Origin of the sequence: Kitasatospora saccharophila (assembly GCF_039529925.1) — a bacterium.
GTDB classification, from domain to species: domain Bacteria; phylum Actinomycetota; class Actinomycetes; order Streptomycetales; family Streptomycetaceae; genus Kitasatospora; species Kitasatospora saccharophila.
Genome location: NZ_BAAANS010000167.1, coordinates 1 through 827, shown reverse-complemented (window position 1 = coordinate 827; position 827 = coordinate 1). Strand labels below are relative to the sequence as shown.

Here is an 827-nt window from a genome sequence, read left to right as displayed (position 1 = left end):
TTCCACCGGGCCGCCTGGACCAACGCCCGGCACGGCGCCGCGACCATGGACACCCTGGTCTCGCTCGGCACCCTGGCCGCCTTCGGCTGGTCGGTGTGGGCGCTGTTCTTCGGCGACGCGGGCATGACCGGGATGCGGCACGGCTTCGAGTTCACCGTCGCCCGCTCGGACGGCGCCTCGAACATCTACCTGGAGGCGGCGGCCGGCGTCACCGCGTTCATCCTGGCCGGACGCTACTTCGAGGCCCGCTCGAAGCGGACCGCGGGCGCCGCGCTGAAGGCGCTGCTCGAACTCGGTGCCAAGGACGTCACCGTGCTGCGCGACGGCCGGGAGACCCGGGTGCCGGTCGGACAACTGGCCGTCGGGGACCGGTTCGTGGTGCGCCCCGGCGAGAAGGTCGCCACCGACGGCACCGTCATCGAGGGGAACTCCGCGGTGGACGCCTCGATGCTCACCGGCGAATCCGTCCCCGTCGAGGTCGCCCCGGGCGACAGCGTCACCGGCGCGACCGTCAACGCCGGCGGGCGACTGGTCGTCGAAGCCACCCGGATCGGCGCCGACACCCAACTCGCCCGGATGGCCACGCTGGTGGAGGACGCCCAGAACGGCAAGGCCGCCGCCCAGCGCCTCGCCGACCGGATCTCCGCCGTCTTCGTGCCGATCGTGATCACCCTGGCGCTGGCCACCCTCGGCTACTGGCTGGGCACCGGCGAGGGCTGGAGCGCCGCGTTCACCGCGGCCGTGGCGGTGCTGATCATCGCCTGCCCGTGCGCCCTCGGCCTGGCCACCCCCACCGCCCTGCTGGTCGGCACCGGACGCGGCGCCCA

1 protein-coding gene is annotated in these 827 nt (G+C 74.0%); it reads left to right on the top strand.

Translation table 11 applies throughout. The features are described from left to right. Nucleotides 1-827, top strand: an 827-nt coding sequence (locus ABD345_RS39990) for an HAD-IC family P-type ATPase (RefSeq protein ID WP_344559758.1), incomplete at both ends; no start/stop codon positions are given.